Annotated in this window: 19 protein-coding genes; 12 read left to right on the forward strand and 7 right to left on the reverse strand. The window is 71.3% G+C overall.

What is annotated here, in order from left to right; all coding sequences use genetic code 11:
* The first annotated feature begins 108 nt into the window (after window positions 1-108).
* The 4 genes from ACJ6WD_RS17085 (at window position 109) to ACJ6WD_RS17100 (ending at window position 4909) form a co-directional block, all read left to right on the forward strand.
* Window positions 109-852: a FadR/GntR family transcriptional regulator gene (locus ACJ6WD_RS17085; RefSeq protein ID WP_233659964.1), complete on the forward strand. Its 744-nt coding sequence runs from the start codon at window positions 109-111 to the stop codon at window positions 850-852.
* Window positions 853-1181: 329 nt separating this feature from the next.
* The gene (locus ACJ6WD_RS17090) at window positions 1182-2060 is read left to right on the forward strand and encodes a cyclase family protein (protein WP_233659963.1); all 879 of its coding nucleotides are present in this window, start codon (window positions 1182-1184) and stop codon (window positions 2058-2060) included.
* Window positions 2061-2082: 22 nt separating this feature from the next.
* A complete protein-coding gene (locus ACJ6WD_RS17095) occupies window positions 2083-3681 on the forward strand; it encodes an AMP-binding protein (RefSeq protein ID WP_376441241.1) in 1599 nt (532 codons plus the stop codon).
* Window positions 3682-3853: 172 nt separating this feature from the next.
* Window positions 3854-4909, forward strand: coding sequence for an SMP-30/gluconolactonase/LRE family protein (locus tag ACJ6WD_RS17100; RefSeq protein ID WP_233659961.1), 1056 nt, complete (start codon window positions 3854-3856; stop codon window positions 4907-4909).
* A gap of 90 nt (window positions 4910-4999) precedes the next feature.
* Here the strand turns inward: ACJ6WD_RS17100 and ACJ6WD_RS17105 are convergent, their stop codons facing one another.
* A complete protein-coding gene (locus ACJ6WD_RS17105) occupies window positions 5000-6538 on the reverse strand; it encodes a class I adenylate-forming enzyme family protein (protein WP_376554480.1) in 1539 nt (512 codons plus the stop codon).
* A gap of 409 nt (window positions 6539-6947) precedes the next feature.
* On the opposite strand from ACJ6WD_RS17105, the gene ACJ6WD_RS17110 reads away from it, so the two are divergent.
* The 7 genes from ACJ6WD_RS17110 to ACJ6WD_RS17140 all read left to right on the forward strand — a co-directional run bounded on the left by ACJ6WD_RS17110 (window position 6948) and on the right by ACJ6WD_RS17140 (window position 14079).
* Window positions 6948-8090 (forward strand): acyl-CoA dehydrogenase family protein, encoded by a 1143-nt coding sequence (locus ACJ6WD_RS17110; protein WP_233659959.1) that lies wholly within the window; start codon window positions 6948-6950, stop codon window positions 8088-8090.
* Window positions 8091-8092: 2 nt separating this feature from the next.
* On the forward strand, window positions 8093-9022 hold the full coding sequence (locus ACJ6WD_RS17115) for an acyl-CoA dehydrogenase family protein (RefSeq protein ID WP_233659958.1): 930 nt from the start codon (window positions 8093-8095) through the stop codon (window positions 9020-9022).
* Window positions 9019-9966 (forward strand): acyl-CoA dehydrogenase family protein, encoded by a 948-nt coding sequence (locus tag ACJ6WD_RS17120; RefSeq protein WP_233659957.1) that lies wholly within the window; start codon window positions 9019-9021, stop codon window positions 9964-9966. The genes ACJ6WD_RS17115 and ACJ6WD_RS17120 overlap by 4 nt, the downstream gene beginning before the upstream one ends.
* Window positions 9963-10796: an enoyl-CoA hydratase/isomerase family protein gene (locus ACJ6WD_RS17125; protein ID WP_233659956.1), complete on the forward strand. Its 834-nt coding sequence runs from the start codon at window positions 9963-9965 to the stop codon at window positions 10794-10796. The genes ACJ6WD_RS17120 and ACJ6WD_RS17125 overlap by 4 nt, the downstream gene beginning before the upstream one ends.
* A gap of 1 nt (window position 10797) precedes the next feature.
* The gene (locus ACJ6WD_RS17130; RefSeq protein ID WP_407616082.1) at window positions 10798-11922 is read left to right on the forward strand and encodes an acyl-CoA dehydrogenase family protein; all 1125 of its coding nucleotides are present in this window, start codon (window positions 10798-10800) and stop codon (window positions 11920-11922) included.
* Window positions 11923-12081: 159 nt separating this feature from the next.
* The gene (locus ACJ6WD_RS17135; protein ID WP_407616083.1) at window positions 12082-13491 is read left to right on the forward strand and encodes an MFS transporter; all 1410 of its coding nucleotides are present in this window, start codon (window positions 12082-12084) and stop codon (window positions 13489-13491) included.
* 108 nt (window positions 13492-13599) lie between these two features.
* Window positions 13600-14079 carry a copper-binding protein gene (locus ACJ6WD_RS17140; RefSeq protein WP_407616084.1) on the forward strand — a complete coding sequence of 160 codons (480 nt, stop codon included), beginning with the start codon at window positions 13600-13602 and terminating at the stop codon, window positions 14077-14079.
* Between the two features lie 47 nt (window positions 14080-14126).
* Here ACJ6WD_RS17140 and ACJ6WD_RS17145 read toward each other — a convergent pair whose 3' ends face one another.
* The 6 genes from ACJ6WD_RS17145 to ACJ6WD_RS17170 are packed head-to-tail and all read right to left on the reverse strand — an operon-like array spanning window position 14127 to window position 19577.
* Window positions 14127-15353: an acyl-CoA dehydrogenase family protein gene (locus tag ACJ6WD_RS17145; RefSeq protein ID WP_233659952.1), complete on the reverse strand. Its 1227-nt coding sequence runs from the start codon at window positions 15351-15353 to the stop codon at window positions 14127-14129.
* Complete coding sequence (locus tag ACJ6WD_RS17150) at window positions 15350-15757, reverse strand: hypothetical protein (protein WP_407616085.1); 408 nt, start codon at window positions 15755-15757, stop codon at window positions 15350-15352. The genes ACJ6WD_RS17145 and ACJ6WD_RS17150 overlap by 4 nt, the downstream gene beginning before the upstream one ends.
* Window positions 15754-16170 (reverse strand): hypothetical protein, encoded by a 417-nt coding sequence (locus tag ACJ6WD_RS17155; RefSeq protein ID WP_233659950.1) that lies wholly within the window; start codon window positions 16168-16170, stop codon window positions 15754-15756. Before ACJ6WD_RS17155 ends, ACJ6WD_RS17150 begins: the two co-directional genes overlap by 4 nt.
* Window positions 16167-17795, reverse strand: coding sequence for a type I 3-dehydroquinate dehydratase (locus ACJ6WD_RS17160; RefSeq protein WP_407616086.1), 1629 nt, complete (start codon window positions 17793-17795; stop codon window positions 16167-16169). Before ACJ6WD_RS17160 ends, ACJ6WD_RS17155 begins: the two co-directional genes overlap by 4 nt.
* Window positions 17783-18073, reverse strand: a complete 291-nt coding sequence (locus ACJ6WD_RS17165; RefSeq protein ID WP_233659948.1) for a hypothetical protein — start codon at window positions 18071-18073, stop codon at window positions 17783-17785. The genes ACJ6WD_RS17160 and ACJ6WD_RS17165 overlap by 13 nt, the downstream gene beginning before the upstream one ends.
* A 7-nt stretch (window positions 18074-18080) precedes the next feature.
* On the reverse strand, window positions 18081-19577 hold the full coding sequence (locus ACJ6WD_RS17170; RefSeq protein WP_233659947.1) for a hypothetical protein: 1497 nt from the start codon (window positions 19575-19577) through the stop codon (window positions 18081-18083).
* Window positions 19578-19975: 398 nt separating this feature from the next.
* Between ACJ6WD_RS17170 and ACJ6WD_RS17175 the strand changes: the two genes are divergently transcribed.
* Entirely contained in the window at window positions 19976-20437 is a 462-nt protein-coding gene (locus tag ACJ6WD_RS17175; protein ID WP_233659946.1) for a hypothetical protein, read from the forward strand.
* Window positions 20438-20461 lie beyond the last annotated feature (24 nt).

The following is a 20461-nucleotide window of genomic DNA, read 5'->3' on the forward strand; positions in this document are numbered from 1 at the left end:
GTGGCGCGGACTTTACCCCAGCTCATTTATGATGGAGTGCAGAAAGAGTGCTCTCTATGCGCTCGGATGTGTCGGGGCAATGATTCTCAGACAGGGCAGGCATGGGCCATGACGGGTGACGGCAAGAGCGATGCGGCACCTGCCGGACGGGGGAGTCAGCGACTCGCCGAGACGGTGGCGGAACTGATCGAGAGGGACATCGTGAAGGAGGGCTGGCGCACCGGGTCGGTCCTCGGGTCCGAGCGGGAGCTGATCGAACGCTACGGCGTGAGCCGCGCCGTGTTCCGCGAAGCCGTCCGGCTCATCGAGCATCACCAGATGGCGCGGATGCGGCGCGGGCCCGGCGGCGGCCTCGTCGTCACCGAACCGGATCCCGGCATCGTCCGCGATGCCGCGCGGGTCTACCTCCGGCACGCAGCGGTCAACCGGCGCCAGCTGTTCGAGGCCCGGATGGCCCTCGAACTCGCAGGCGTCACCACCGCGATCGAGAAGCTCACGGAGTCGGGCATCGCGCGCCTGACGGAGGCGCTGGAGACCGAGCGGGAGCTGATCGAGCGGGGGGTGACCCTCGGGCACGCGCGGCATCTCCACCGCGTGATCGCCGAATTGGCCGGCAATCCGGCCATCACCCTCTTCGTCGAGGTGCTGGCCCAGCTCGACCAGGACATGGTGCAGGACGAGTGGGAGTCCGACGGCCGGCCCGACGAGGGCAATCGCGAGGCCGCGGTCGAGTCCCACCAGGCGCACCAGGCGATGGTCGCGGCGATCGTGGCCGGCGACGCTCCGCTCGCCCAACACCGCATGCGGCGGCATCTGCAAGCCGTGGCGGAGCTCTTGAAGAACGAGTCGTAGGCGCAGTCCTGCGGGCACGCGGCGTGAAGCGAGAAGAGGGAGGGGGAGGGGGAGGGGTAGGGAAAGGAGGAGGGAAGGGGCGCGTAAAAAGTGCACTCTTTGCTTGGAGGGGGAGGGTGTAGATGCCTGACCTGCCGGTGATCTGACGTTCCACGTGCCGAGTTGCGTTCCCTCCGCTCCGGGCTGGACCTCGTGATCGAGCAATGAGTACACTGAACTCGTGCTGAACTGAACTCAGGCTGAGCGGAACGGGATGCGCGGAGCGCAGTGACGTCGGGGTCGCTGGCGCAGACGCCACCTCTCCGGCAACTCGCGAAAGGGACGTCCTCATGAACTCGCAGACCGGGCCGCACCACCGCGCAGACGACGTGCTCCGCACCCTGGGCATCCCCACCAAGGGCGCGGTGTACGACCTGTCCTCGGGTTGGTGGCGCCACATGCCGACGTTCGACGGCTATCCGCGTTTCGAGGTCCTCACCTACAACTCGCCGCAGGGCCAGCGCGCCGCACGGCGATTCCCGTTCGACGATCCCGAGGGGAACGAGGTCCAACTCGGCTACGTCTCCGAGCTCATGTCGGGAAGCCTGCACACCGGGACCCACATCGACGCACTGTGCCACGTGACGTGCGGGGCGAACGACGAATGGCACGGCGGCGTATCGGCGAACGAGGCACTGGGCGACTACGGTGCCGAAAGCGGGGACGCCTCGGAGTTGGCTCCCCTCTTCGGACGGGGCGTTCTGCTGGACGTCGCCGGCGCGCTCGGCCTGGAGGTCCTGCCGCCCCACTTCGCGATCGGTGAGCGGCACCTGCGGCAGGCCGCGGAAGCCGCCGAGGTGAGGGTCGAGAAGGGGGATGTCGTGCTGGTGCGGACGGGCCAGATGAAGTTCTGGCCCGATGTCGACCTGATCCGCGAGCGCAGTGGCGGCAGCGGCGTGGCACTGGACGGGGCGCAGTGGCTGGTGTCGCAGGGCGCCCGCTACGTGGGCGCGGACACCATGTCCTTCGAGGCCAGGCCGTCGACGGTGCCCGGCAACCAACTCCCGGTGCACCTGTACCTGCTCCATGAGCAGGGGATCCACATCATGGAGTGGGTCAACTGCGAGGGCCTGGCGGCCGACGGGGTGTCCACCTTCCTCTTCGTGGGCCTGCCGCTGACCATCCGGGGCGGCACCGGCTCGCCGCTCCGACCGATCGCCGTGGCGTGACCGGACGAGGAGGCGCACCGAGATGCCCGGGATGGTCTTCTCCGAACTGACTCCGGTGGCGTTCGCCGCGCGCGCCGCCAAGGTGTTCGCCGACCGCCTCGCGGTCGTCGACGGCGAACTGCGGTACTCCTACGCCGAGCTGTGGCAACGGGCGCAGGCGCTGGCCGGCGTGCTGGCCGGGCACGGAGTGCGGCCGGGGGACCGGGTCGCGGTGCTGGCCCCCAACACCCACGTGTTGCTGGAGGCGCACTACGGAGTGCCGCTGGCCGGTGCGGTCCTCGTGGCTCTCAACACCCGGCTGGCGCCCGCCGAGATCGCCTACATCCTCGACCACAGCGCTCCCGGAGTGGTGATCGTGGACGCCGCCTGCCGCGCCGTGCTGACCGAGGCGCTCGCGCTCAGCGAGGTCCGACCCGCGGTGATCGACTCGGGGCGGCCGCACGACGCGTACGAGTCCCTGCTGGCGGACGCCACCCCGCGGGCGGTGGCGGTCACCGACGAGAGGTCGCTGCTGTCGATCAACTACACCAGTGGGACGACCGGACGGCCGAAGGGAGTGATGTACCACCACCGTGGCGCCTATCTCCAGGCGTTGGCGATGGCCTACCACGCCGGGCTGGACACGTCGGCGCGCTTCCTGTGGACGCTGCCGATGTTCCACACGAACGGCTGGTGCTTCCCGTGGGCGGTGACCGCGGCCGGGGCGGTGCACCACTGCCTGCGCAAGGTGCACCCGCCGGACGTCTGGCGGGCCATCCGCGAGAGCGCAGTCACCCACTTCTGTGCCGCACCCACCGTGCTGGCCATGCTGGCCGACGACCCCGCCGCGGCGGCACCGGCCCCCCACCCGGTACGGGCGTTCGTCGGGGGCGCGCCGCCTTGGCCGGCGCTGCTCACCAGGATGAGCGCGCTCGGCATCGAGATCCGTCATCTCTACGGACTCACCGAGACGTTCGGCCCGGCCGTCGTCTGCGACGAGCAGCCCGAGTGGCGGGACCTGCCGGCCGCACGGCGCGCCCCGCTGATGGCGCGGCAGGGCATCGCGAACGTTATCGCCGAACCGCTGCGGGTGGTGGATCCCCACGGCGCCGACGTGCCGGCCGACGGCAGCACGCTGGGCGAGATCGTGCTGCGCGGCAACGACGTGATGCTCGGCTACTACCGCGACGAGGAGGCGACCGCGGCCGCGGCGACCACCGACGGCTGGTTCCGTTCCGGCGACCTGGGCGTCATGCATCCGGACGGCTACGTCGAGCTTCGCGACAGGGCCAAGGACGTCATCATCTCCGGCGGGGAGAACGTCACCAGCGTCGAGGTGGAGAGCGCGCTCGCGGCGCACCCGGCGGTGCTGGAGGCCGCGGTCGTCGGTACACCGCACCCGAGATGGGGTGAGGTGCCGATCGCCTACGTCACGCTCCGGGCCGACGCGTCGGTCACCGAAGCGGAGCTGGTCACCTTCGTGCGGGCCAGGCTCGCGGGGTTCAAGGCGCCCCGTCGAGTGGTCTTCTGCGAACTGCCCAAGACGTCGACGGGCAAGATCCAGAAGGGCCTGTTGCGGCAGCGGTCCCCGCACGTCGCGCTCGATCGGCCCCCTGCCGGTGACGTGCCGGACGCCTCGTAGGGGCGACGCCGCGCCGGACCCGCCAGCGGCGCCGCCGGGCTCGCCCCGGTCGACCGGATCCGGCCCGGTCGGCGAGCCCCCTTTCCGCCCGGACCGTGGCGTCGTCCGAGATCTCGGAGCCGGGTCGCGGGCCGGAACAACCATGATCAAGAACAGTGGATCGGGAGAAGACATGACCAAGAGCAGGAGAGGGCTCGCGCTCGCGGCCGCCGCGGTGGTGGCCCTGGTGGTCGGCGGCCCGGTGGCCCCGACCGCCGCGCGGGCGACGGACAGCCGGGTCGCCGCTTCGGACGCGGGGCAGGACGCGTCGCCGGGCGTCATCCGGGCGACTCCGGTCGCCAAGGTGGCGCCGCTGGATCCGCCGTCGGCGTTCGGGCACGCGACCGTGCTGGAGGGGCCCGCCTTCGGGCCCGACGGCCAGCTGTACTTCGTCGACTTCACGGCTCCGGCCGGAAAGCCCAAGATCCTCCGGTTCGACCCCCGGACGAAGGCCGTCACGCCGCTCTACACCGACGCCACGAGCCGTTTCTCGTCGCTACAGTTCAGTCCGGCCGACGGGAAGATGTACGTCACCGACTACGACAACGGGAAGATCGATCGGCTCAACCCCGACGGCTCGGGCTTCACGACCGTCTTCTCGGGGCCGGTGGACGGCCGGGCGATGGTGCCCGACGACATCGCCTTCAACAAGGCGGGCGACATGTACCTCACCGACTACCAGGGCTCGCTCAAGAACCCGGACGGCCGGGTGGTGCGTCTCGACGCCCGCGGCACCGAACCGATCGTCCTGCAGGACGGATTGTCCAGTCCCAACGGCATCTCGTTCACTCCGGACTTCTCCGGCCTGTGGGTGGGCGAGTACAACCTCGGCCGGGAGAACTTCTTCACGCTGGCGCCCGACGGCAAGAGCTTCACCACGGGCAGCGTGGGCATGTCCGCCAACGTCGGTCGCGGCGGCTTCGACTCCAACTCCGTCGACTCCGCCGGCAACGTGTACCAGGTGGTCCTCGGCTCCGGGAAGATCCTCGTGTGGAACCAGACCGGAGACCTGATCGCCACGATCCTCATACCGCAGCAGCCCAAGCCGGAACCCCTCGTGAGCAACCTGGTGATCAAGCCGGGCACGACCGAGGCGTACGTCACCGTCGGCGGTGACAACGGCGGTTACCTCTACGCGTTCCGCGCCCTCGCGCCGGGGCTACCGCAGCCCGGCGGCAAAGGCGCCTGAGTAGTCCTCGCCCCTGCCCGCGCGGCCGGTGACGGTGCACACGTCGCCGACCGCGCCGGGGGCGGTGCACCGCGGGCCGGGTGCGACGCGTTACGCCTCGGCGCCGCTGTCCGCGGTCTCGGCCAGGGCCGCCGCGCGCACCCTCCGCCGGTCGGGCTTGTTGTTCGGGGTGAGCGGGATCGCGTCGAGCAGCCGCAGGTTCTTGGGGATCTTGTAGCCGGCCAGGTCCGCCCGGCAGAAGGCCCGCAGCTCTGCCAGGTCGACCGTCGTGTCCTGGACGGTCACGATGGCGGCTTCGACGCGCTCCCCCCAGTGCTCGTCGGGCAGCCCGTACACCACGGCGTCGGCGATCCCCGGGTGTCGGAGGATCACCTCCTCCACCTCCCGCGGGTAGACGTTCTCACCACCGGTGATGATGACGTCCTTCGTACGGCCGACGATGAACACCCAGCCGTCCTCCGTCCGCGAGGCACGGTCACCGATGTGCACGCCGTCGGCCCGGAACGTCTCCTCGGTCTCCTTGGGCAACCCGTAGTACCCGCGGGCCTGCCACGGACAGGCGACCACGAGGTCGCCGACGACGCCCGCGGGCACGTCGCGGCCTTCCTCGTCGAGGATGCGGACGATCGCGCCGGGCAGCGGCCGGCCCACACCGGTGAACCGGTCGGCGAGGAGGTCTTCGTGGTCGAATCCCATGACCGAGCCGAATTCGGTGGCGCCGAACCCCGCCCGGATCCGCGCGTTGGGGAAGTCGCGCAGCAGGCCGCGCACGAAGCCGTCGGTGGACGGCGCGGACCCGAAGCGGATCGCCTTGACGTTCTCGCGGCGGGTCGTGGCGAAGGCGGGATGGCGGCGGAGCGCGGTGAACATCGTCGGCGCACCCATCAGGCGGCTGGCACCGCGGTCGATGGCGGCGAGCGCGGAGCCGGCGTCGAACCGCCGCTGGATCCAGACTTCCCCGCCCGCGAACAGGGGGGCCAACAGGTTCGTTCCCAGCGTGATGTGGAAGAACGGGGAGAAGAACAGCTCGACGTCGGTGATCGTGCGCGGATTCCCGTGGGCGCAGGTGTTCAGCCAGAGCCACAGGCTGAGATGGGTGTGGCACACGCCCTTCGGCATTCCGGTCGTGCCGCCGGTGGCGAAGATGAGGGCCGGGGCGTCCTCCGCCGGGGGCGCGAGCGGCCCGCCGCGGCTCCCCACCGGGCTCGTCCGGTCCGCGATGGGCATGCGGTCGGCGGCGGCCGGCAGTTCGATGACCCGGCAGCCCGTCTCCTGCGCGAGGGACGCATGGGCGGGGTCCGCGATCACGGCGCTCGGGCGGAGCGTGGCGAGGTAGGCGCGTGCTTCCGGCCCGGTCAGGCGGTCATTGAGCGGTGCGGCCACCAGGCCGGCGGCCAGGGCGCCGAGGATGACCACGGTGTGCGGTATCGACGGCTCCATGGCCGTCACGACGCGGTCTCCGGTGTGCAGGCCCGCGCGCCGCAGTCCGACGGCGACGGCATCCATCGCGTCGACCAACTCGGCGAAGGTCAGTTCCCCGGAGTCGTCACGCAGCGCTCGACGATGCGCCCCGTGCGGACCGGTGCCGATCGAGCGCAGCCAGTTCGGCAGTGTCAGTACGTCAGCCACGAAGTTGCTCCCTTGGTCGTCAACCGGCGCAGTCAGCGCGAGGAGTTCCCTTCAAGCCATCGGCCAAAACGGCAATTGAGTGGCATCTTCTTGTCCTCAAGTGGCCAGTTGGCGCTGGGCTCCGGCTCTGGCGTGCGTTGGGATCGCCTCCGGGCTCGGGCCGGTTTCGCCGACTTCTCCTCGTAACACCTGCTTGCTGCGGCGACGTTACCGACTGCTGAGGCGGGAGGGTAGATGCTGCTGGCGCCCTCCGTTTGAGTTGAGGGGTCTTGTCGCCGACCGAATAAAGTGTACTCTTTTTTGAGGGTGCCTCGCTCCTCCGATGGGGGCGACCGACGTGGCACCACGGGATGCGCTCGCTCCTGAAGGTGCGGCGCGGGAGGCGCACGACCCCCATGGGGAGGGACTGATGGAGTTCGCTCTGAGCGAGGCGGACGCGGCGTTTCGCAGCGACCTCGTCGGCTTTCTTGACCGCGAACTGGCCGAGGGGTGGAACCGCTCCGAACACGGTCTCGGCAGCGCGGTGTACACCGACTTCTCAAGGGACTTCGTGCGCACCCTGGCAGCCAAGGGGTGGCTCACCCCGCACTGGCCGAAGGAGTACGGCGGCGGCGGCCAAGGGGCCTGGCAGCACTTCGTGCTCGGCGAGGAGATGTGGAAACGGGGGGAGCCCCGGGGCCCGCAGTACATGAACGTGAACTGGGTCGGCCCCTCCCTCATCAAGTACGGCACCGAAGAGCAGAAGGAGGCGCTGCTGCCGCCCATCGCCCGCGGCGAGGTCTTCTGGTGCCAGGGCTTCTCCGAACCGGAGGCCGGCACCGACCTCGCGGCCCTGCGAACCCGCGCGGTGCGCGAGGGCGAGGGCTACGTCCTCAACGGCCAGAAGATCTGGACGTCGTACGCGAACGAAGCCGACTACTGCTTCCTCCTCGCGCGCACCGGCTCCGTGTCGGACGGGCGGAACGGCATCTCCGTCTTCCTGCTGCCGCTGAGCACGCCGGGCGTCGAAGTCCGGCGGATCGACGGGTTCGTCGGCGCGCACTCCTTCAACGAGCTGTTCCTCACGGACGTCAGAGTTCCCGGGAACTGCCTGCTCGGTGAGGAGAACAAGGGCTGGGACATCGTCCGCCGGACGCTCGCCTACGAGCGGGTCGGCGCCCCGCGGTACGCCCGCGCCGCCCGGGTCCTCGACGGGCTGGCCGACTGGTGCCGAGCGGCCGGCCTGCTCACGGACCCGGGCGTACAGGAGCAGTTCGGCCACGCGCGGGCCCTCTGCGAAGCCGCCCGTGTCCTGGTGCACCGCGTCATCGACGAGCGGGCCAAGGCGAAGGAACCCTCGCCGATGGCCTATCAGGCCCGCGCGGCGATGGTGCAGGCCGAGCGCGCGGTCGGCGACCTCGCGCTCGACGTCATGGGAAGCGAAGCCCTGGTCGAGCAGTCGCCCGGCGACGCCCAGTTCCGCAACTCGCTCGGCGCCGGCATCGCCGCCGGGAGCTACGAAGTCCAGCTCAACCTGATCAGCCGCCTGATCCTGAAGCTGCCGAAGGAATAGACGTGGATTTCGAACCATCGGACACCCAACGCGCGCTCCTGGACGCACTGGGCACCCTGCTGAGCCGGCACGCCGGCCCCCGGCGCAGCCGACAGCTCGCCGTGCGCGGGGCGTACGACCACGAGCTCGAATCCGAGCTGCGCGCGGCGGGATTCCTCGACCTGTTCGGTGACAGTGGCGCGGGCCCGCTCGAAGCCACCCTGGCCGTCGAACGGATCGGCGCCGAGCTCGGCGCGATCACGCCGGTACCGCATCTGCTCGTGCTGCCCGCGCTCGGACTGCCGGTGCCCGAGGGGCCGGTCGTCCTGGCCGACCACGAACGGTCGGGCCCCGTACGGTACGGCGGCGAAGCCAGGCGGATCCTGACCGCCGGCACCGACCGGTGCGCCGCCGCCGAGCTGAGTCCGGACGAAGCGGAGCCGGTTCCGTCGGCATACGGCCATCCACTGGCCCGCGTGGTGCCGCGCCGTGCGGAGGAGCTCGCCCCCGGGACGGCGGGGACCATGGTGCGGTGGTGGCGCGTCGGGGTGTCGGCCGAGGCGCTCGGGATGATGCAGCGGGCCTTCGACCTCACCGTCGCGTACACGAAGGACCGCACGGTGTTCGGCCGTGCCCTCGGTTCGCTTCAGGCGTTGCAGCATCGCCTCGCCGAGTTGAGCGTGCTCCTCGAAGGGGCGCGCTGGCTCACCTACGAGGCGGCGTTCCGGGGCGCCACCGCGGAGTCGTCGGCGGTCGCCGCCGCGCACACGATGGCCGCACTGCACCGGCTGACGCGGGAAACGCATCAGATCACGGGTGCGGTCGGACTGACCCGGGAACACGACCTCCACCTCTGGACGCTGCGCCTCCAGGCGCTCCGCGCCGAACTCGGTGGCCTGCGCGCCCATCGGCGTGCCGTGGTGACCTCGCGTTGGGGAGTCGCAGCGGCATGAGCGAACCCGTCGCGTTCACCCCGGATCAGGAAGCGCTCGCCGGGTCCGTCCGCCGCTACTGCGCGGCCAAGTGCACCGAAGAAGTACAACGTTCGGGACCGGGGTCGTTCCCCTGGCCCTTCTGGCGCGGGCTGGCCGAACTCGGGGTGCTGTCGTTGGCAGTGCCGGGTGAGGGAGGCGGAGCGGGTGAGGTCGCCGCCGTCGCCATGGAGCTGGGGCGCGCCTTCGCCCCCGGGCCGTTGACCGGGACCGTCTTCGCGGCGCGCACGCTGCCGTCCGCGTGCACGCCCCCCGTCGCCGCCGGCGAGCGCCTGGTGTCGTGGGGACGCCCACCGCTGCTGCCCTGGTCGCCGCTGGCTGGGGTGTTCGTCGAGACGGACGGCGAGCGGGCCTGGCTCGCGCGGCCGGCCGGTGCGGTGACCCCGGAGGAGACCCTGGGCAACGAGCCGTGGGGCCGCGTCGCGCTGGAGCGGGTCCTCCCGCTGGACGGCGTCCGGGAGGCAACGGACCTCGCCGACATGATGCTGGCGGGGTACCTGTGGGGCGCGGGCAGGCGGGTACTGGACGCCGCGGTCGAGCATGCGCGCACCCGGGTCCAGTTCGGCCGGGCCCTCGGCACCTTCCAAGCCGTCGCGCATCCGCTCGTGAACGCCGGCCTCGGCCTACAGGCCGCGGAGAAGCTCGTCAAGGTCGCCGCGCGGGCCATCGACCACGGTCACCACCAGGGCTCCGCCCTCGCGTCCGCCGCGCGGCTGTCCGCGTCGAGAGCCGCCATGGACGCGGCCTTCGTCTCCCACCAGACGCACGGCGCCATGGGCTACTCCGTGGAGGGGCCGATCGGCCACGTCGCGCAGCGCATCAGGCAACTCTCGATGGTGCCGTCGCATGCGCACCACACAGGCGAACAGGTACTGGCGATGTATGCGGAGGGTGGTCGGGAATGACGCAGGACCAGCAGACGACGGCGGACGTCCAAGGGCCGGAGGTGCTCTTCGAGAAGCGCGAACACGTCGCCTACATCACGCTCAATCGACCGCACAAGGGAAACTCCCTGACCGGAACGATGATGCCGCAGATGAAGGCCGTGTGGAGCGAGGTCCGCGACGATCCGTGGATCCGTGCGGCCATCATCACCGGCGCCGGCGAACGGCACCTGTGCACCGGCGCGGACGTGAACGTCGTCGCCGACCGGGGCGGCATGAGCACCGGCACCGGGCCCCTGACCGACGAGGTCTTCTGGTCGCCGCGGCAGAACCGGGTCTGGAAGCCGGTCATCTGCGCGGTCAACGGCCTGGCGGCCGGCGCCGGACTGCACTTCGTGGTCGACGCCGACATCGTGGTCGCCTCGGAGCGGGCGAGTTTCATGGACACCCACGTCAACGTCGGCCTGGTCGGGGCGATGGAGAACATCGGTCTCGCCAAGCGCCTGCCGCTGGGCTCCGCGCTGCGGATGACCCTGATGGGCAAGGGCTACCGGATGCCCGCGGCGCGCGCGTACCAGCTGGGACTGGTGGACGAACTGGTCGCCCCCGAAAGCCTCATGGAAACGGCCGACGACATGGCCCGGTGCATCGCCAAGAACTCGCCGGCCGCGGTGTCGCTCTCGCAGCAGGCGATCTGGGGGTCGCTGGAGATGGGCTACGCCCAGGCGTGCGAGTACGGATGGGCGCTCCTGCGGATGCACTGGGCACACCCCGACGCGAAGGAAGGCCCCCGGGCCTTCAGCGAGGGGCGCGAGCCGAAGTGGACCACCGCGGCCGGCAAGGACGACTGACATGGACTTCGGATTCACCCCCGAGGAGGAGGCGTTCCGCGGCGAAGTGCTCGCGTTCCTGGCCGACTACCAGGGAATGAACGGCTACTTCCACCGCGGCGAGAGCACGGGGGAGGGCGTGCGGAGGGTCTACCGGGCGCTCGGGGAACGCGGTTGGCTGTCGCTGTCCTGGCCCAAGGAGTTCGGTGGCAGCGGGCTGTCCCCCGCCTACGAGTTCATCCTGTGGGACGAGATGGCCTACGCGCGGGTCGCCCGGCCACCGATGGGTCCGGGCCTCGTCGCCAAGGCGCTCATGACCCACGGCACGGCCGAGCAGTGCGAACGCCTCCTCCCCGGACTCCGGCTCGGAGAGGTCAACTTCGCGCTCGGCTACTCGGAACCGGAGGCCGGTTCCGACCTGGCGGCCGTGCGCACCCGGGCGACCCTGGTCCATGACACCTACGAGGTCAACGGTGCCAAGTGCTGGACGTCCAACGCCCACTGGGCCGACGCCATCTGGCTGCTCTGCCGGACCGGAGCCCAGGACAGCAGATCGCGCGGACTCAGCGTCCTGATCGTTCCCCTGGACCACCCCGGCGTCTCGATCTCCCCGATCCCGACCCATGACGGCGGCCGTCTGAACGAGGTCCGGTTCGACGGCGTCCGGGTACCGGTCGAGAACCGCGTCGGCGCCGAGAACGACGGATGGCAGGTCGTCGCCTCCGCGCTCGCCGTCGAACGGCACGTCCAGTTCCCGCCGAAGCGGCTGCGCAGGGACCTCCAGGACCTCGTCACCTGGGTGGAGAAGTCGGGCCTGAGCCGCGATCCCGTCGTCCGGCGGCGGCTGACCGGCCTCGCCGTGCAGGTGGCGGAGGTCGAGGCGCTGGCGCTGGCGCTGCTCGACGAGATCATCAGCGGTCAGCCCTCGGCGGTCCCGGCGGCCTACCACAAGCTCGCCGGCACCCTGCTCGCCCAGGAGATCGCGCGGTCGGCCATGGAGTTCGGATCGGACGAGGCGCTGATCAAAGACAGCGACGTCGAGTTCATGTGGCGGCAGGCGATCCTGGAAACCGTCGGCGGCGGCACCTCGGAAGTGATGCGCGGACTCATCGCACGACAGGCGTTCGGCCTCGACAGCAAGGGCTGAGCCCGTCACGCAGGTGCCGGTCCCCGGAAGCCCGCGTCCGGTTCCGCCCAGGTGACGGACGTTCTCCCGCGACCACCGGGGAGAACGAGCCCTGCCCACCACGGCAACCGCTCCTCGCCCACCCACCCGCAACATCCCGCACGCGCAAGGGAGTCAGGCATGCCCGCTGCACCCTCCCCGTCGTCCCCGCAGAGCCCGGAGAGAGCCGGCGGCTCCGGGACACCACCCACGGCACCGGACCCCGCCCTGCTGCGCAAGGTCGCCCTGTCGAGCCTGCTCGGCACCGTCATCGAGTACTACGACTTCCTGCTCTACGGCACGATGGCCGCCCTGGTCTTCGGCCCGTTGTTCTTCCCCGAGTCGAACCCCACGGTCGGCACCATCGCCGCGTTCGGGACACTGGCCGCCGGCTACGTCGCCCGGCCCGTCGGCGGCGTGGTCTTCGGGCACTTCGGCGACCGACTCGGACGCAAGACCATGCTCGTCGTGACGATGCTCCTCATGGGCGTGGCGAGCTGTCTGATCGGACTGCTGCCCACGTACGCGACCCTCGGCGTCGCGGCGCCCGCGCTGCTCATCCTGTTCCGCATCGTCCAGGGCATCGCCATCGGCGGTGAATGGGGCGGCGCCACGCTGATGGTCGTCGAGCACGCCGACGCACGGCGCCGCGGCTTGTGGAACGGCGTGATGCAGATGGGGTCACCGATCGGATTCCTCCTGTCCAGCCTCGCGGTCAGCGTGACCGCACTCCTTCCCCAGGACCGGTTCCTGGCGTGGGGCTGGCGCATCCCGTTCCTGTTCAGCGCGGTGCTGCTCGCCGTCGGCCTGTACGTGCGCATGAGCGTCACGGAGAGCCCGCTGTTCCAACAGCAGGCACCGGCCCGCGAACAGCAGGCCGCGGCGGCGCCACGCCGCATTCCCCTGGCACAGGTGCTGCGCGCCCCGCGGGTCCTGCTCCTCGCCTGCGCGGTCGGCATCGGCCCCTTCGCCCTGACGGCGCTGATCGGCACCTTCATGCTCACCTACGCCAAGTCCGTCGGGTACGAAACGTCCGACGTGATGTCCGGCCTCACGGCCACCGCACTCACCGGGTTGGTGGCCATACCGTGCTTCTCCGCGCTGTCGGACCGCCTGGGACGCCGGGCGGTGTCGCTCGGGGGCGCCGCGGGCATCGTGCTGCTGGCCTTCCCGATCTACGCCCTGATCAACACGGGCTCCGTCCCCCTGCTGATCCTCGGCATGGTGCTCGGACAGGTGGTGCAGAACGCGATGTACGCACCGCTGGGACCGCTGCTCTCCGAGATGTTCGGCACCCAGGTCCGCTACACCGGAGCATCCATGGGCTACCAACTGGCCGCACTGATCGGCGGCGGCTTCACCCCGCTCTTCGCGAGCAGCCGCCTCTCGGCTTCGGGAGGCATCTCCAGCACCCCCCTCGCCATCCTGGCCATGATCTGCGGACTGATCACGGCCCTCGCCATCTGGCGCACCGCCGAAACCCGCGGCCGGGACCTGTCCGAGGACCCGGCCGCCACGGTCCGGAGCAAGGACACGTCCGCACCCCAGTGAGCGTCCGCGCCTGACCGGGTGACGGTGCCGCGCGGGGACGAGTGTCGGCGTGGGCCCGACCGGCAACGTGGGCCAGCCTCGTCACGAGACGAAGGGAGACACCGAGGCATGGTCGTGCACTGGTTCCCGTCCCCGCGTGGCGCCCGCGAGGGTCTGAGGTTTCTGGCACTCGCCGCGCTGACCGCTGGCACTGCGTGTTCCAACGGTTCGGCCCCGACTCCGACGCCGACTCCGAGCGCGAGCGCGCGGGCGGGCACGACGATCACCGTCACGGAGAAGGAGTACTCACTGGCCCTCTCACCGGCCCAAGCGACCTCGGGAACCGTCGCGTTCGTCGTCGACAACGCCGGCACGGTGGCCCACGCGCTGGCCATCGCGGGGCCCGGGGTATCCAACGCGCACACCTCGACCATCCCTCCCGGCGGCCGAGCGCGGCTCACCGTCGCCCTCCGGCCCGGCAGCTACGAACTGTGGTGTCCGATCGCCAAGCACAAGGAACTCGGCATGGAAACCCATCTCCAGGTCCGGGGGAACAGCTCCGCGTCCCCGACCCCCGGTAGCGCCGCGGCGAGTGCGACCAAGCATTAGCGAGTGCTCCCCGAACCCGGCGACCACGTGCCACGCCGCGCCCCGGTTCAGGTTTGGTGGAACGACAGGTCGTGCTGCTCGCCCAGGACGGCTCGGCCGATGGTGGCCAGGACGTGGTCGTCGTTGTCGTGGAGCTCGTAGAAGGTCAGATCGCGCAGGATGCGTTCCACCGGGCTCGGGCGGATGAGGCTGCGGGCACCGCACGCGCGGATGACGTGGTGCACCGTCTCTTCGGCGAGGTGCTCGATCACGTGCCAGGCGCGGTTGCCGGCGATCCGCGCCTCGTCGAGCCTGCCCTCGTCCCACAGGCCGGCGACGTGACGCAGCCAGAGGCGGGCGGTGTCGATGTTGACGGCCATGGTGCCCACCCGCTGCTGGACGTGCGGGTCGCCGCCCTTGCCCTGCCGTTTGAGATACGCCAGTCCGTATTCGTACGCGGCCAGCGCGCCGCCGAGGAAGCTCGCCGCGTAGTGCGGGATGAACGCGGTCTGCCACTGCCCGTCGAGGTAGCCGCCGGGACGGCCGATGAGGTGTTCACGCGGGACGAAGGTGTCCTCGAACCGCACCACGTGGCTGACCGTCGCCCGCATGCCGATCGGGTCCCACCACGAACTGTCCACCGTCACGGTCGGGTCGGACAGGTCGCAGGCGAGCAGCAGGAGCTTCCGGTCGGCCCCTCGGGCGTGCCTGGCGCCGCCGGGGCCGGCCGGATCGACGAGCAGGATCGCCCACCGGGCGCCGGTGGCGCCGGTGGCGAACGCCTTGCTGCCGCGCAGGGTCCAGCCACCGGCCACCGGGGTCAACGTGGTGCCGAAGCGGTGGCTCTCGCCCGGCTTCGGTGCCTGCGGTTCGCCGCTCCAGGCACCCCAGACCTCCCCCTCTTCGACCACGCCGGCGAACCAGCGGCGTTTCTGCTCCGGGGGCGCCAGCGCGTCGACGAGGACGAGGGAGTTGGCGTGCCCTTCCCAGCAACGGGCCAGGGACAGATCGGCCTTGGCCAGTGTGGTGGTCATCTCCCACAGCGGCAGGGTGTTGCGCTGCTGCGGGCCGTAGCCCAGGCCGCCGTACGCGCGGGGCACGGTGGCACCCAGGAAGCCCCCGGAGAACAGGTCGCCGAAGTCCTCGGTGGGAAATCGGGCCCTTCGGTCGTACTCCTCGGCGCGGGGGGCGAAGGTGTCCTCGGCCAGCTTCGCGACGGCGTCGAGGACCGCCCGGTCGTCCTCGGACACCGGAAGGGAGGCCGGACCGGTCAGGCGGTCCCGGTCGCCGGTCATCTCGGGTCGGCCCCTTCGGGGCGGTGGAAATGGGCGCGGTACATGAGGTTCGGCATCCGCGCGTCACCGGTGTGGACGGTGTGGACGTCGAGGGTCAGCAGGCCGCGGTTGAGGTAGCCGCAGAGGATGGCGCGGCGGGAGCCGAGCGGGCCCTCGGCGAGGAAGGCCACGGCCGTGGTGGCGTCGACGCTGTCGGCCAGCGGGACGGCGGGCAGGGCGGCGCCGGTGACGGGCCCGTCGGTCAGTGCCTCCTGTGCGGTCTCCGGGGCGCCGCGCTCGGTGATCCTCAGCATGAGCCGGCCGCCGTCGACCTCGGCATCGACCAGGCGGATGCCGGTGGCCGTGGTGTCGAAGTTGATCCAACTGCCGGTCAGCGGCGCCGGATCGACCGTCCGCGGCGTCATGCCCGTCCCTCCGCCCGATGGTAGAAGGAACGGGCCCAGTGGTCGGCGTGCCCGCCGCCGTTGAAGACGCTGGACGTGGTGGCCACCAGGATGCCCGTTTTGTGGTAGGCGCACACGACGGTGCGCAGCGGTCCGAAGTCGTAGGTCGCCGAGAACGACCAGGCGGCCGAGGGCGTACCCGGCGCGGTGTACGCCACCGCCGGCACCTGTCCCCAGTCGCGTGGTTGCGGGCCGCCGGTGCCGAAGGCCCGCACCGCCAGGCCCTGGTCGTGCCGTGTCACGCTCAACCGCAGGGGGCCCTGCGGGCTGCCCTGTTCGGTGTTGACCCAGTCGCCCAGCAGCACCGAGACGTCGGGGGCGGCCGGCGGTCGCGGTGCGGCCGGTCCGTCGTGGGACGTCGGACGGGTCGTCATGTCGCCTCCCCGCTCGCCGAGCGCATCGCGGAGCGCGCCGGGGGCTGTCCCGCCGGCTTGGCGAGGTCGTGGGCCTCGGCTGGCTCGGCGGAACCGAAGCAGAGGGACCGCAGGGTCAGCGCCTCGGGCAGCGGATGGCCCGTCAGCAGCCGGAACTGCTCGCTCACCTCGACGAACAGGACGTCCCAGCCGTCGATGCCGACCAGTCCGCCGGCGTGGGCAGCGCGCATCAGCGCTGTCGGGGGATCCCGGTAGACCAGCTCCAACACCACCGCGTCCCGATCGGCGGCGGTGATCGGAAACGGCGGCCGTTCCACCACGGGCGTGGCGTGGACGAGCACGGTGTGTCCGGCCGGGGAGAACCGGGACAGGGGCACGTAGGGGAACCCGAGGCGTGCGGAGGCGTCCCGGCCGCGCGCATCCCCCCGGTTGACCAGGGTGACCCGGGCTCCGGCCTGGTCCAGGGCCAGTGCCACGGCCTGCCCGGCGCCGCCGCAACCGATGACGGCGGCGCTCCGGCCGCCCGGCTCGACCCCGGCCCGAGCCAGGGTGTGCAGGGCGGCGGCGGTGTCGGTGGTGGTCGCCCGCCAGCGCCCGGCGTCGAGCCACAGCACGTTGGCCGCGCCGCAGCGCAGTGCGTGCGGGTCGGCGATGTCGGCCACTTCGACCGCACCGCGCTTGTGGGGTGCGATGACCGTGAGCCCGCGCAGCGGCAGCCGGGCCAGCGCGCCGAAGACGAGGGCCCAGTGCCAGAAGCGGGGGAAGACGTCCACGGGGAAGGGCAGGTAGAGCGCGGGCAGCCGCAGGTGCCGCAACGCCGCGTTGTGCAACCTGGGCGCCAGCGAGCCTCCGGTGGCCCGGCCGGCGATGCCGAACAGGGCGTCGAGCGGGGGAAGCGCGGGCAGGCCGTAGTCGCTCCGCAACTGCGCCACGCTGGGCATCCCGTCCGCCCCCGGGGCACCGGCCCGACCGAAGACCACAGGTGCGCCCAGCCACGGTGCCAGCACCCGGGTCCAGGTCCCGGCGGGACCGGAGGCGAACGCCGTCACGTCGGTGCGTCCGAGCCCGGTGAGCAGCAGCGGTGCGGCCGCCCCGTACTGGGCGCCGGGCTGTGGGACGAGGAGGTACGCCGCCGCCGGTACGGTCCGCATCGCGGCGAATCGGTGCCGCAGTGCCTCCGACGCCTCCCGCATGGCCGCCCCGAACCAGCGGTCGGCGCCTCTCTCCGGGCGGGTGGCCTCGGGCTGGTGCCAGGAGACCCGCCGCTGCCGGGTCGGGATGCCCACCAGCAGTTCCGGCACCAGGTCGTCCATCGCCTCCAGATCGACGAGATCGTACTGCTGCGCCGCGCGCAGCAGCCTGGCGCGCCGTTCGACGGGGCCGAGCGCCGAGCGGCCGCCCTGGCGCAGGGAGCGCAGGCTGTAGGTCAGGGGCCCTCGGAAGAGCCGGCGCAACCGGTGCGGATCGGGGTCGCCGACCAGGTCGGCACGGACCTCCAACGCGTCGGCCACTCCTGCGAGGCCGCGCAGACGAGAGGGAGAGAGGTCCTCCGGTTCGGCGAGCACGGCGACCAGCTGGGCCCGCCGTGCGACGGACGTGCCGTAGGCGCTCGTCAACAGCTCCACTGGACGCACTCCTCCAGACGGGACCGTTGCCGGACGAACGGATCGACCGTGGCCACCGCGTCCGCGGGCCCGATGCCGGCGGCATCGACGTCCGGGCAGCCACTCGGGCAACCGGCCACCAGTGCGAGCATCACCTTTCGCGGGACGGCGCGCATCTCCGGAGCACCGCCCGCCGCCGCGCTCGCCAGGGCGTCCCGCCGCACCACCCGGTCCGGCAGGGCCGTCCCGCAGTGCCAGGGGGCGTCCCGGCACCGGGCGTAGGGGAGCGAGGGGGCCATCCGCGACTCAACCTCCCTCGAAGGGGGTCGCGAGGGAGCCGGCCGCGAGCAGCTCGCGCAGGCGGAACCGGACGGACCGCTGGATGTGCCGGGCGCACCGGACGTAGACCTCCGGAGGCTGTCCCTCGGGGTCGGGGATGTCACCGCGCGGGTCCAGGCACAGGGTGCGGTCCTCCGCCTCGGGCGCCATCGCGACGACCTTGTCGCGGTGGGCCCGGGTCATGCAGTAGATGATGAAGCTGACGCGGCACAGTTCCGGAGTGACTGGGCGCGCCCGATGGCGGCGGGCGTCTTTGCGGCCTCGTACCTGGGGCAGCCCGAGCTCGACGAGCGCGGCGCGGGCTTCGGGAGCCATCGGATCCCCCGGACGCTTCGTCGCGACGCCCGCGCTGGAGAACCGGAAGGCGTGCGCGACCCCCGCCTCCGCGGCCTGAGCCCATGCGATGACCTCGGCCGTGGGCGAACGAGAGGTGTTCCCGCCGCAGACGAACAGCACGCGGCGCACCGGTCCGGTGGCGCGTGCCCGCCACCGGGAGCTGACCGACGGGTAGGCCAGCACCCCCGCCGCGCCGACGCCGAAGGCGAGCGCGACGAGCTGACCGGCCCCCGGAGCGGGGAGTCCGGCCAGCCAGGCAAGCGAGAAGGAGGCCACCAGGCCGGACATCAGACTGGCGAACGCCCACGCCGGAACACCCCAGGTGTACTCGCGTCGGTCGAGGTACATGAGCGAGGCGAAGACGAACAGCACCTCGTACGTCACGCCTATCGCGGCCGCCGCCCACGCCAGCGGGGTGCCGAGAAACGTGGTGAAACCCGCGCGCAACTCCGGTTGCCCGGCCAGCGCCCCCGCCGCCAGCAGCAGAGCCAGCCAAACCGGTGCGGCGACGTGCTCCTCGACGAAGAACCGGCGGTCCGTTGCGGCCACCCCGGTCTTGGCGACGCGGCTCATGATGTCGAAGCGGCCCAGGTAACCGACGAGGTAGGTCAGCACGCTCAGCACCGCGGCCGAGGTGAGGTAGTAACTGTTCACGTCGCCGAGGGCCACCGAAACCGCGACCAGACTGAGGCACAGCGCCGCCCACGAATACGGCGTCACCCGTCGCTTGCGGGCCTTGTCGACCAACGGGGAGAAACTCAGGACTCCGCCGCGCATCAACAACAGCATGAAAAGGATCGAGACGCCGGAAAACGTGTAGTTCATCGTGGTGGTGCCGATGATGAGCGAGGTGAAGAAGCCGGACACCAGCGTTTCTCGACCGACGGTCGGAATGCGGAGTCCGCCGACGGAACCGCGCCGCATCTGCCGCCACCAACCTGTCACTCCCAGGAGGAGCGGCATCGCGACAAGCTGGCCGAAGGCGCTTGCGGGGAGCAGCTCGAAGCCGCTGATCGGCCCGTGCGACAGCGGAGTCGCACCACTGGCCAGCGCCTTGACCAGCATCGCGTACGGAATGTACGCGAGGAAATAGCCGAGGGTGAGCCAGCCCATGCGCAAACCCGTCACTGATCGAACGTCAAGCTCTGCTTTCCGCTGCCGAACGGGCGCGTTCCCTCATGACCTCGGGGACCTGCTCCGGCGGCGCGGCGCATGCTCGATACCACCTCAGGCAAACAATCAAGGTCTCCAGAAAATGCTACGCCGCAGGCGGACGAGCAACCAGACAGGTGGCCCCGGGCCGGCTCGTCCGCCGCCGCGTAGCCGCAGCTGAGGACTTTCGTCGGCGCCGGCTAGGCCGTTGGGACGGCGGGTCTGCGCCGGTCGTGGCCGGTGCGGCCGGTCGATCGCGACGGCGAGGGATCCGGCGCGTCGCCGAACGCTTGCGGCGTCTTTCGTATTAGCCTCTCGTAACTGTACGAAGTCGCCATATCACGGATCGTATCCGTTCGGCCACCGGAGATGAAATGAACAAGCTTCAGAAGACCGTCGTCGTGTCCGTCGCCCTCGGCGGATTTGGCTTCCTCTGCGCCGGCACCGCCTCCGCAGACGGGGGCAGGGGCGAAGGGTTCGACGTCCGGCAGGGCTCCCAGTGCCGGTCGCACGACACGAACGTCGACGTCCTCGGCGAGGTCGGCATCCTCAACGGCGTACTGGGCAACGCGCTCGGCGGCGAGGGCTCCCCGGGGGCCCAGAGCACGCGGATGGGCTCGTCCATGGGCTGCGACAACACCGTCGTCCTGCCGCGAGAGGACGAGGACCGGGGCCGGGGCTCTGAGGGCAGAGAAGGCAGAGGAGACGACGAGGACAAGGGCCGGGGCTCGGAGGGCAGGGAAGGCAACGGAGGCAAGGAAGCCAAGGGTGGCGCGGAAGGCCGGGAAGGTGGGGAAGGCCCGGTGCGCGCGGTAGGCGGGGGCGACGGGGAGTGACACGGGAGCCCGGCCTCCGCACCA

This window comes from Streptomyces sp. VTCC 41912, from assembly GCF_045799175.1.
Lineage (GTDB): Bacteria > Actinomycetota > Actinomycetes > Streptomycetales > Streptomycetaceae > Streptomyces > Streptomyces albulus_C.

What these genes read in the sequence shown, in the direction of transcription:
- ACJ6WD_RS17085 (WP_233659964.1), top strand. Translation starts at nt 109, where the DNA reads ATGACGGGTGACGGCAAGAGCGATGCGGCACCTGCCGGACGGGGGAGT.
- ACJ6WD_RS17090 (WP_233659963.1), top strand. Translation starts at nt 1,182, where the DNA reads ATGAACTCGCAGACCGGGCCGCACCACCGCGCAGACGACGTGCTCCGC.
- ACJ6WD_RS17095 (WP_376441241.1), top strand. Translation starts at nt 2,083, where the DNA reads ATGCCCGGGATGGTCTTCTCCGAACTGACTCCGGTGGCGTTCGCCGCG.
- ACJ6WD_RS17100 (WP_233659961.1), top strand. Translation starts at nt 3,854, where the DNA reads ATGACCAAGAGCAGGAGAGGGCTCGCGCTCGCGGCCGCCGCGGTGGTG.
- ACJ6WD_RS17110 (WP_233659959.1), top strand. Translation starts at nt 6,948, where the DNA reads ATGGAGTTCGCTCTGAGCGAGGCGGACGCGGCGTTTCGCAGCGACCTC.
- ACJ6WD_RS17120 (WP_233659957.1), top strand. Translation starts at nt 9,019, where the DNA reads ATGAGCGAACCCGTCGCGTTCACCCCGGATCAGGAAGCGCTCGCCGGG.
- ACJ6WD_RS17125 (WP_233659956.1), top strand. Translation starts at nt 9,963, where the DNA reads ATGACGCAGGACCAGCAGACGACGGCGGACGTCCAAGGGCCGGAGGTG.
- ACJ6WD_RS17130 (WP_407616082.1), top strand. Translation starts at nt 10,798, where the DNA reads ATGGACTTCGGATTCACCCCCGAGGAGGAGGCGTTCCGCGGCGAAGTG.
- ACJ6WD_RS17135 (WP_407616083.1), top strand. Translation starts at nt 12,082, where the DNA reads ATGCCCGCTGCACCCTCCCCGTCGTCCCCGCAGAGCCCGGAGAGAGCC.
- ACJ6WD_RS17140 (WP_407616084.1), top strand. Translation starts at nt 13,600, where the DNA reads ATGGTCGTGCACTGGTTCCCGTCCCCGCGTGGCGCCCGCGAGGGTCTG.
- ACJ6WD_RS17145 (WP_233659952.1), bottom strand. Translation starts at nt 15,353, where the DNA reads ATGACCGGCGACCGGGACCGCCTGACCGGTCCGGCCTCCCTTCCGGTG.
- ACJ6WD_RS17150 (WP_407616085.1), bottom strand. Translation starts at nt 15,757, where the DNA reads ATGACGCCGCGGACGGTCGATCCGGCGCCGCTGACCGGCAGTTGGATC.
- ACJ6WD_RS17155 (WP_233659950.1), bottom strand. Translation starts at nt 16,170, where the DNA reads ATGACGACCCGTCCGACGTCCCACGACGGACCGGCCGCACCGCGACCG.
- ACJ6WD_RS17165 (WP_233659948.1), bottom strand. Translation starts at nt 18,073, where the DNA reads ATGGCCCCCTCGCTCCCCTACGCCCGGTGCCGGGACGCCCCCTGGCAC.
- ACJ6WD_RS17175 (WP_233659946.1), top strand. Translation starts at nt 19,976, where the DNA reads ATGAACAAGCTTCAGAAGACCGTCGTCGTGTCCGTCGCCCTCGGCGGA.